The sequence below is a fragment of the Ramlibacter sp. genome (assembly GCF_029866045.1).
In the GTDB taxonomy this organism is placed as follows: domain Bacteria; phylum Pseudomonadota; class Gammaproteobacteria; order Burkholderiales; family Burkholderiaceae_C; genus Ramlibacter.
This window is the reverse complement of record NZ_JARXAB010000075.1, coordinates 1-8,779: the sequence shown is the minus strand read 5'-3', so window position 1 is coordinate 8,779 and position 8,779 is coordinate 1. Positions and strand designations below refer to the sequence as shown.

Below are 8,779 nucleotides of genomic sequence, written 5' to 3'. Positions count from 1 at the left end.
ACCGTCTCGACGATGACCGTCTTGCAGCCGGCGGCGGCAGTCACGCGCACCAGGTCGGCCACGCAGGTGGCCAGACCCCCTTGGCCGCCCCGTGTGGCCACGCTTCGAAAGAAGACATTCGGGTCTTGCTGGCCGCTGCTGTCACGGAGGCGGTCACCCAGCAGGGCGCCGCCGGTGATGGGGCTGGTCGGATCCACGGCCAGGACAGCCACCGCGTCCCCGCCGGCGGCCAGGCGTCTTGCCAGGTGCGGGACCAGTGAACTCTTTCCCGCGCCACCGACCCCCGTAATGCCGATCACCCAGGGCTGCGGCGCCTGTGCGTAGACCTCTTCCAGCAGCGCGCTGGCTTGCGGCGCATTGCTCTCGACCCAGGAGATCGCCCGCGACAGCGCACGCCGGCGGCCTGCCCGGAGATCCTCGAAGAGCGTGGTGCTGAGGGTGTTCACCAGGCGGACTCCAGCAAATCCAGCACCTCGGCTTCGCTTGCCCGCCGAGGATTGAAATAGAGTCCCCGGTCCGACATGGCGTGCCGTGCCAGGCGCGGCAGCAGGCCGCGGTCCAGACCTGAATCACGCAGCCGGGATGGCAAGCCCAAGCGTTGCTGCAAGCGCGACACGGATTCAACCGCAGCGATCGCCGCCTCTGCGGCCGGCAGGGCATGTGCTGCCGTGTCAAACGCGGTGGCTGCCATCGCCAGTTGATCTTGTGCCGCCTCCAGGTTGAACCGCATCGCGTGAGGCAAGAAGATGGCATTGGCCATGCCGTGTGACAAGCCGCCCATGGAGCCCAGGCCGTGGCAGAGGCCGTGATGGATGCCCACCCGCGCATTGCTGATCACGAGGCCGCTCAAATAGGCGCCGATCAGGGCCTGCTCCCGAGCAACAACGTCTGCCGGGTCATCCACAACCCGGGGCAAGGCCTTGCTCAAATAGCGGATCGACTGCAAGGCCAATCCCTCTGAGGCCGGGTTGCGAACGCGGGAGTACATGCCCTCAATGGAATGCGCCAGGGCATTCATGCCGGTGGTGGCAAATACGTCCGCAGGCACATCCGTGCACACAGCAGCATCGAGCACGATCAATCGCGGCACAACACCCGGATCCCAGAACACGAGCTTGTGTCCGTCGTTATTGCGAATGCCAAGGCCCGGGGTGACCTCGGCTGCCGACAAGGTGGTTGGAATAGCCACGATGGGCAATTTGGGCTTGGTCAGCACTTGCTGGACGTAGCGATCCGGCGGGTAAAAAACGTTGGCGTGATCCGCCAAACTGCCACCTTCTGCCAGCAAGATGGCTGCTGCTTTGGCGCTGTCGGAGGCGCTCCCGCCGCCCACAGCTAAGAAGCCATCGACTTCATTGGTCCGCGCGTGCTGGGCCATGGCGCTGATCACGTCAACGCCAGAGTGCTGTGGGATGCCCGTCCAATGGGCGACCACCGAAGAGCCCATGACCTGGCGAACTGCCTTTGCAGCGTCGCCATTGGCCGAGCGGGTGCCACTCACCAGCATCCAGCGCTTGCTGCCGATCTGTTGCAATTCCTCGGGCAAGCTGGAGACCCCTCCTGGCCGACAGATCAGGCGTGTACGGCTAAATTGGAGTTGAAATCCGGGCGGAATGTTCATGGCGCTTTGTCCGTTTGATTCAGTCCACGGTGCGCAGGGATTTCAGGTGGCGGGTCACTGCGCCGCGCAGCAGGTTGACATATTCCACCTGCCGCTGGCGCATCTCGCGTGCCCAGCCCCCGATGCCCACGGCTAGCGGCAAGCCGGCCAATTGAATCGGCAACAGCATGCCCACCAGTCCGGCCCCGGGTGTGACACCGCGCAGGACAACCGCATGACCCTTGGCTCGAATACCTGATATTTCGCGCCGCAAGGCGGCCAGGCTGATGCGGCCCTCTTCGTCGATCCTTGGGCCGTCGTTGTGCCGCATGACCAGTTGGCGTACACGCTCGTCCGGCATCGCCGAGAGCAGGATGCGACCCAGCCCGGAGGCAACCAGAGGCCGTGTCGTACCCGGGCCAACGTGCATGCGCATCGTCGTGGTTGCGGGCACCACATGGAGGTACTGCGCCTGGTCACGCGCTGGGGCTGCCAAGATGATGGTCTCGCCGGTAGCCTCTCCCAGTTCGGCCATCATCCGCATGACTTCGGTGTGGGGCTTCAGCAGGGGCTCCACCCAGGCGCCCAGCAGGGTGACGCGCGGCGTCGGGAAGTAGGAACGCTGGTCCGCGCCATGGCGCAGGTAGCCGCGCTCGAAGAGGTTGGCCAGCAAGATGGAGGTACTCGAGACGGGGTAGGACAGTTCGCGCGCCACCTCGCCGACCGTGGCTTCGCGCTGGATGCGGTCGAAATACTCGAACACCTCCAGAACACGGACGGCTGACTTCACGGTACGCGGCATCCTGCCTCCTTCCGCAAAAAATACGATCACTCCTTGGGGTCAGAGGATCGGTGACTTGATCCGATCAATGTATTCACACCGCCGGCCAGGCTCCACACTTGTGTAATGTTTATTTGCATATGTGATGAGATTCAAGGACTTCAGGGGTTTACCCGGATCGAATCCCCGGGGTGATCGCGCGCAGCATGTGCCATCCCCCATGCGTGCAGACCAGGAGAACCCATGAATTCACCATTGAAAGACCGCGTCCGATCGGGCGAACTGATGTTGGGTTCATTTGCCTTTCTGCCTAGCCCGGGCATGGTTGAAGTCTTGGGCCGTTCCGGGCTGGACTTCATCATCATCGACCAGGAACACAGCCGCAAAAGCTGGGAGCTCGTCGAAGACATGGTGCGCGCAGCGCAGTTGGCAGGCATTGCCCCCCTGATTCGAGTGGCTTGGAACGAAGAGAAAGAGATCTCGCACGCCCTTGAAACCGGTGCTGCCGGCATCGTGCTGCCCTTTGTGGAAACCGCCGACGATGTGCGCCGGGCCGCTGCCGCCGTGCGCTATGCCCCGGAGGGGACCCGGGGCACCTGCACACAGACCCGCGCTGCAGGCTACGGCTCCAGGCGCCGTGGCTTTATTGAGTTTGCGGGGCAATCCAACCGCGACGTCTTGCTGATCGGACAGATAGAGAGCCTGGCAGGGCTTGAACAGATCGACCAGATTGTTGGCGTCGAGCCAGGGCTGGACGTGGTGTTTCTGGGGCGCTCCGATCTTGCATCCGAACTGGGCAAGCCCGGCCAAACGGACGACCCGGTGGTGGAGGCAGCAAGCCAGCGCATCATCGACTCGGCGCGCCGAGCAGGGCGGGTCTGCGGCTTGGCGCATTACGACGCATCAGAGTGCCGGGCTTGGGCGCAGCGTGGCTGCAGTTTCTTTGCGCTGGCCAGTGAGGTTGGCTTTTTGTATGCCAAGCTGAACGACTTCCAGCGAGGGGTTCGAGCGGAGCTGGGGTCCTCATGAGAACCACCCGTCACTTTTGGGCGTTTGGCGCAGCGATTTGGCGTCCTTGGCTGGTTGCCTTGATCGGCGCAGCCGCACCTGCACTGGCTTGCGCCCAAGCCGCGGTGAGCTGTTTGCCGCAGGAGCGCGGCGCGTTGGAACTGGTGGCCCTGCGCCCCAGCTTTTTCACAGTGGCTGGCAAAGTGGGGGGCTTTGACCCCTGCGAGGCCAGCGTCAAGTTCAGGGTTCCCCCGGGTCCTGCCAAGCCCCCGCTCATGATCAGCGTGCACGGGGGCGGCGGGATCCGCGACGTTCTGAAGTCAGACGAGGCATTCCATCAACACGGCATGGCCACCCTCGTCTTTGACGCCTATGCCATGCAGGGTCTGACCGGGCGAACCTCGCTGTTCTGGGCGCGCTCGGTGACCAATGAGGCGCGCCAGCGCATGATCTACAGCACCGCGCTGGCGGCCTACCGGTGGGCCCTGACGCGTACCGACATCGACACCAGCCGCATCTATTTGTTTGGCATCTCCAATGGCGCAGCCGTCGTGGCCAATTTGGCAGGGCTGGTCGATCCGGCCCATGTCAAAGGGGTGATTTCGGAAGGTGTGACACCGATCGGTCTGGGCCTGCCCGATGAAATCCGCGTGCCAGTCCTGCTGGCTTTCGGCAAGCTCGACGACTTCGGCAACTCAGACCCGCAGGGCAATCGCTGGACCTTGAGTGACGACTGCCGAATCAACATCCAGTTCCCGGGCGTGCCCCCGGGGTCGGCGCGATACTGCAACCAGAGTACGCCTGGAAGGCGGATTCCCCATGCACTGGACTGGGCCGAGTCAGTGCAAAAGCGCGGTGGGCGGATCGAGATCCGCTATTTCGACGACATGGCCCACAGCGCGTTCTTCGGTCCGCTGGTTCGCACCCGTGCCACTTGGGGCAACGGTCAGACGCTGGGCGCCTCTTTAGGTGCGACCGACGCGGCCCGAGCAGCGTTTTGGGACTCGATGCTCGATTTCATCGCCCGCCACCCTTGACCGGTCCCGCTGAAGGGGCGGCCCGTGGTGCGCTCTTTCAGAATCTGTAGGCCAATCCGAGCGTGCCTGAGGTGCTGGCCTTTTGCCGCACGATCGGGCTCACGCGGGCGCTCCCCAGCAGCTCTGTGTAGCTCACAGACCCCAGGACGCTCCACTCTTGGGTCAGCAGGTAAACGAGCGATGCGCCGACCCGGACGTCCTTGGCCCCTGCGCCTGGCGTGTAGCTTGCCAAAGCGCTGCGGCTGGCTTGGGCGGCGTCGACACCAAAATACGTTTGCTGGTGAGCCGCATTGGCCCACGAGGTGCTGATGCTGGTTCCCAGCAGGAGCTGCGGGCTCAGCGGAATGCCCCAACCTGCACCGACATCGACCACCAGCCCTTGGCGATCGTTGCCGCTGCCGTAGCGGAAAGAAGAATTGAGCCTCACCCCGCGCCCTGGGCTGACATTGAGGAAAGCGCCCACCGTCGGCCGGGGTTCGATATCGCCCAGCCCTTGCAGGGCCGGGCTACGGTTTTCGCTGCGGCCGAAGTCCGCCGTGAGGCGCAGGCCGTAGGCCATGTCGCGCCGGGTGGACGCGTTGTAGCCCAGGCCGTTCATGGCGCCTGCAAAGAAGCCGTTGCTCCATTGGTACTCGATGCCGGGCAGCAGGCGGGTGCGCGATTCATCCGACCCCGCGTACTCGCGGCCGGACACCAGGGCAATGGCGACCGTGCCACCCTGTGCCACGTTCGGTGGAAGCACACGACGGTAAAAGTCCGATTGCGCGTGCGCGAGGCCGGCCCCCGTGAGAGCGGAGGCGAAGGTGATCGTGGCGATGACTTTTTGCATGGCGGCTATTTTGAAGGCGATGGACTTGCGCAGGCAAATACCCTTCCATTGTGGGCGGTCCCTTACCCCTGTCTTGCCAAGGGGTAAGGGGTAAGAGACCGCCAGAGATTGCGGGGCAGCACGGACCCGGTGATATAACCGGGCAAGGTGTTCAGTGGTCATTTTCAGAACCATTGCGCTGCCGGATGACCGAGGGGCTCGCCGCCTCTGCAGGGCCCTCCGGCTCAACGACTTTTCGGGTTTGTTTTGACTCAAGTGGCTGTTCTTATCTGTGGTGCCGGCCCCGTCGGGCTGGTGGCGGGGCTGCGTTTGGCGCGTGCGGGTATCGAGACCCTGGTGATTGACAAGGCTCCCCATGTCAACGATGACTTTCGGGCCTCCACCTTTCATCCGCCCACGCTCGAGATGCTCGACGAGTTCGGCATCACGCAAGACCTGATCGCCCATGGCCTGGTGTCCCCCACCTGGCAGATCCGCCGCCACGAATCCCACGACAAGGCGATGTTTGACCTCTCGGTGCTCGAGGGCGACACCCGCTACCCCTATCGTCTGCAATGTGAACAGCGGGTGCTGACCCGGCTGGCCGATGCCAAGGCCCAGGCCCAGGCCAACCTGCAAGTGCGTTACGGCGCCGAGCTCACCGGCCTGACCCAGGACAGCAGCGGGGTGACGGTCACCGTGCAAACCGCTGCCGGGGTGGAGACGATCCACGCCCGTTACCTGATTGCGGCCGATGGTGCGCGCTCGCCTTGCCGCAAGCTCACCGGCATGACGTTCACCGGGGAGACCTACCCCGAGACCACCATCCTGGCCACCACCGCCTTTCGCTTTGAGGACCACCTGCCCGGTCTTTCCAACGTCAACTACATCTGGTGCGAGCAGGGCACCTTCTCGCTGCTTCGGCTGCCGGAGCTCTGGCGCTGCTCGCTGTACTCCGACCCGGACGAATCGATCGAGCAGGCGCTCGAACCCCAGGCCGTGGAGCGCAAGCTGCAGCGCATCGTGCGGCGCGACGTGCCCTATGAGGTGCTTGAAATCCGCCCTTACCGGATTCACCGCCGCCTGATCGACGACTACCGTGTGGGTCGGGTGCTGTTCGCCGGTGACGCCGCCCACCTGACCAGCCCCTCGGGCGGCATGGGCATGAATGGCGGCATTCATGATGCGGTCAATTTGAGCGACAAGTTGATTGCCGTCGTCAAGCAGGGCGCCTCGGACGATCTGTTCGACCTCTACACGCGTCAGCGCCGCCCGGTAGCCGAGGAGGAAATTCTGGCTCAGTCCCACGCCAACCGCACCCGCATGCAAAAGCGCGACCCGGTGTGGCGCGATGCCGAGATGCTGCGCTTGCAGGCCCTCATCGCCGATCCGGTCAGCCACCGCGAGCACCTGCTCAAAAGCTCGATGATTTCCGGGCTGGCGCGGGCTGCTGCCGTCACCTGAGACCGCGCCATGAACACGCCCGCCAGCCACGCATCCCCTGCATCCAACCCGCAGGCCTCTGCGCGTGACTACGCCCGCAGCGGCCGGCTCGGCGTGGGCACGCCCCAGGCCAATCCGACGGTGGAGGCCGAGTTGCGCCGGCTCCTGCCGCTGGAGGTGGACTACGTCACCCTGCGCCTGACCTCGCCCAGCCCTGATCCGCTGACGCGTCTCAAGTCCTACCTCACCGAACTGCCGCAGCACGCCAAGCAGTTTGCCGGCATGCGCATCGACGCCTTTCTGTTTGCCTGTACTGCCACCAGCTACCTGCTGGATGAGGCCGACCAGGCCCGCGCGATTGCCGAGGCCGAGTCCGTGCTGGGCGCACCGGTCATCACTGCGCCAGCGGCGCTGACCGCCCAATTGCGCGCTGCGGGAGCCCAGCGCATTGCCCTGGTGTCACCGTACCCCGCGCCCATCATGAATGCGGCGGTGCGTTTTTGGGGGGCGCAGGGGTTTGAGGTGGTGCGCCAAGGCGGTGTCGACATTCACTCAGACGACACGGTGCAGATCTACGGCCTGCAATCGGCCGACGCCTGGGCCGCGCTACAGCAGATGGATATTGGCCGGGCCGATGCGGTGGTGCTCTCCGGCACTGGCATGCCCAGCCTTCCCCTGATCGATCGGGCCAGCGCCCATTTCGGTGTGCCCGTCATTTCTTCCAACCTCGCCCTGGCCCGGGAGGGCCTGCGGCGATTCGGCCTCCGCGAGGCCTCCCAACCCAAGGAGCAGACCCCATGACCCATCCCGTGAGCCGTCGGCGCATTGCCCAAGGCCTCTTTTCAGTTGCACTGGCGGGCGCCATGCCCGGCGCCTTGACCTCCGCGCTGGCCCAGGCCTTCCCCGCGCGCCCCCTCAAGCTGGTCGTGCCCTTTCCTCCGGGGGGCTCCACCGACGTGATCGCCCGCATGGTCGCCCAGCGCCTGGGCGATGCACTCAAGACCACCGTGGTTGTGGAAAACCGCCCGGGCGTCGGTTCCTTGCTCGGCACGGACGCGGCAGCCAAGGCGCCCGCCGACGGCTACACCCTGGTGGTCTCCTCCAACCCCGCGATCGCGCCCGGGCCGCTGATGCGAAGCAGCATGCCCTACGACCCGATCCGTGACTTCACCCATCTTTCGTTGCTCGGCACCTTCCCCAACGGCTTTGTGGTGCGCACCGACCATCCCGCCAAAACGATGGCCGAGTTTGTGGCCATGGCGCGGGCCCGACCTGGCCGCATGAACTATTCGTCGGCCGGGCTGGGCAGCGCGGGCTATCTGACCGGCGAATTGCTCAAGCAAGCGGCAGGCATCGATATGGTCCACGTCCCCTACAAGGGTTCTGCACCCGCGATCAACGACCTCCTGGGTGGGCAGCTCGACGGCATGTTCGAGAGCCTGGTGACCGCAACAGGCCATGTGAGGAATGGAAAGATGCGGCTCTTGTCGGTGAGCGGCGAGTCGCGGATGAAAAACTTCCCGGATGTGCCTGCCCTGCCCGAGGTGGTGCCCGGCGTGATCGGCGGTGCCTGGTTCGGTATTTCCGGGCCGGCACGCATGCCCGCTGATATCGCCCAGCGTCTGCAGACGGAAGTTCAGGCCATCGTGAGCGCGCCTGACATGCAAACCCGCCTGAGCGAACTCGGCATGACCCCGTCTCCGCTCGGGGGTGCCGATTTTGTCAACTTCATCCAGGGCGAAAACCGCCGTTGGGGGCCGGTGATTCGGGCCGGCAAGATCACGGTCGAATAAGGCGGCCTGGGAGTACCCTGGTCAACGCCGGGCGCTGACCAGGGTATTGGGCTGCCTTACTGCAGTTGAATGTCGTGGGTCCGAATGAGGTTGCCGAATCGCTGCACCTCAGACCGGATGAACTGCCCGAACTGGGCTGCGTTCAGGCCTTGCGGGTCACCTGCCAGGGCCAAAAGCTTCTCGCGAAACTCCGGGTTGGCAACCGCTGCGGTGAGGGTGTTGCTCAGTTTCTGGACGATGTCGTCCGGCGTTCCAGCCGGCGCAAGAACGCCGTACCAGCCCGCGGACTCGGCGTTCACTCCCTGCTCA

At 64.7% G+C, this 8,779-nt stretch carries 9 protein-coding genes and 1 pseudogene; 5 read left to right on the top strand and 5 right to left on the bottom strand.

Annotation, left to right across the window (positions count from 1 at the left end; all coding sequences use genetic code 11):
- The 3 genes and pseudogenes from QE494_RS08495 to QE494_RS08485 form a co-directional block, all read right to left on the bottom strand.
- Positions 1-446: pseudogene (locus tag QE494_RS08495) on the bottom strand (methylmalonyl Co-A mutase-associated GTPase MeaB); the annotation flags it as partial.
- The gene (locus QE494_RS08490) at positions 443-1,621 is read right to left on the bottom strand and encodes an iron-containing alcohol dehydrogenase family protein (protein ID WP_300042495.1); all 1,179 of its coding nucleotides are present in this window, start codon (positions 1,619-1,621) and stop codon (positions 443-445) included. The gene QE494_RS08490 and the pseudogene QE494_RS08495, both read right to left, overlap by 4 nt.
- A gap of 19 nt (positions 1,622-1,640) precedes the next feature.
- The gene (locus QE494_RS08485) at positions 1,641-2,402 is read right to left on the bottom strand and encodes an IclR family transcriptional regulator (RefSeq protein WP_300042494.1); all 762 of its coding nucleotides are present in this window, start codon (positions 2,400-2,402) and stop codon (positions 1,641-1,643) included.
- A 222-nt stretch (positions 2,403-2,624) separates the two neighbouring features.
- Here QE494_RS08485 and QE494_RS08480 point away from each other — a divergent pair, with 222 nt between their 5' ends.
- Both QE494_RS08480 and QE494_RS08475 read left to right on the top strand, forming a co-directional pair.
- Positions 2,625-3,410 carry an HpcH/HpaI aldolase/citrate lyase family protein gene (locus QE494_RS08480; protein ID WP_300042493.1) on the top strand — a complete coding sequence of 262 codons (786 nt, stop codon included), beginning with the start codon at positions 2,625-2,627 and terminating at the stop codon, positions 3,408-3,410.
- The gene (locus tag QE494_RS08475) at positions 3,407-4,426 is read left to right on the top strand and encodes a hypothetical protein (RefSeq protein ID WP_300042492.1); all 1,020 of its coding nucleotides are present in this window, start codon (positions 3,407-3,409) and stop codon (positions 4,424-4,426) included. Before QE494_RS08480 ends, QE494_RS08475 begins: the two co-directional genes overlap by 4 nt.
- Before the next feature lie 37 nt (positions 4,427-4,463).
- On the opposite strand, the gene QE494_RS08470 is transcribed toward QE494_RS08475, so the two are convergent.
- Positions 4,464-5,255: a MipA/OmpV family protein gene (locus tag QE494_RS08470; protein WP_300042491.1), complete on the bottom strand. Its 792-nt coding sequence runs from the start codon at positions 5,253-5,255 to the stop codon at positions 4,464-4,466.
- Between the two features lie 255 nt (positions 5,256-5,510).
- Between QE494_RS08470 and QE494_RS08465 the strand changes: the two genes are divergently transcribed.
- From QE494_RS08465 to QE494_RS08455, 3 genes are read left to right on the top strand one after another with little or no spacing between them, the layout of a single operon-like run.
- Positions 5,511-6,698 carry an NAD(P)/FAD-dependent oxidoreductase gene (locus tag QE494_RS08465; protein ID WP_300042490.1) on the top strand — a complete coding sequence of 396 codons (1,188 nt, stop codon included), beginning with the start codon at positions 5,511-5,513 and terminating at the stop codon, positions 6,696-6,698.
- A 9-nt stretch (positions 6,699-6,707) separates the two neighbouring features.
- The gene (locus QE494_RS08460; RefSeq protein ID WP_300042489.1) at positions 6,708-7,478 is read left to right on the top strand and encodes an aspartate/glutamate racemase family protein; all 771 of its coding nucleotides are present in this window, start codon (positions 6,708-6,710) and stop codon (positions 7,476-7,478) included.
- Positions 7,475-8,470: a tripartite tricarboxylate transporter substrate binding protein gene (locus QE494_RS08455; RefSeq protein ID WP_300042488.1), complete on the top strand. Its 996-nt coding sequence runs from the start codon at positions 7,475-7,477 to the stop codon at positions 8,468-8,470. The genes QE494_RS08460 and QE494_RS08455 overlap by 4 nt, the downstream gene beginning before the upstream one ends.
- A 56-nt stretch (positions 8,471-8,526) precedes the next feature.
- Here QE494_RS08455 and QE494_RS08450 read toward each other — a convergent pair.
- A partial coding sequence (locus QE494_RS08450; RefSeq protein WP_300042487.1) for a tripartite tricarboxylate transporter substrate-binding protein occupies positions 8,527-8,779 on the bottom strand: 253 nt, incomplete at its 5' end.

Excerpts from the sequence above, each read along its gene's own strand:
- QE494_RS08490 (WP_300042495.1), bottom strand. The coding sequence starts at position 1,621 with ATGAACATTCCGCCCGGATTTCAACTCCAATTTAGCCGTACACGCCTG.
- QE494_RS08485 (WP_300042494.1), bottom strand. The coding sequence starts at position 2,402 with ATGCCGCGTACCGTGAAGTCAGCCGTCCGTGTTCTGGAGGTGTTCGAG.
- QE494_RS08480 (WP_300042493.1), top strand. The coding sequence starts at position 2,625 with ATGAATTCACCATTGAAAGACCGCGTCCGATCGGGCGAACTGATGTTG.
- QE494_RS08475 (WP_300042492.1), top strand. The coding sequence starts at position 3,407 with ATGAGAACCACCCGTCACTTTTGGGCGTTTGGCGCAGCGATTTGGCGT.
- QE494_RS08470 (WP_300042491.1), bottom strand. The coding sequence starts at position 5,255 with ATGCAAAAAGTCATCGCCACGATCACCTTCGCCTCCGCTCTCACGGGG.
- QE494_RS08460 (WP_300042489.1), top strand. The coding sequence starts at position 6,708 with ATGAACACGCCCGCCAGCCACGCATCCCCTGCATCCAACCCGCAGGCC.
- QE494_RS08455 (WP_300042488.1), top strand. The coding sequence starts at position 7,475 with ATGACCCATCCCGTGAGCCGTCGGCGCATTGCCCAAGGCCTCTTTTCA.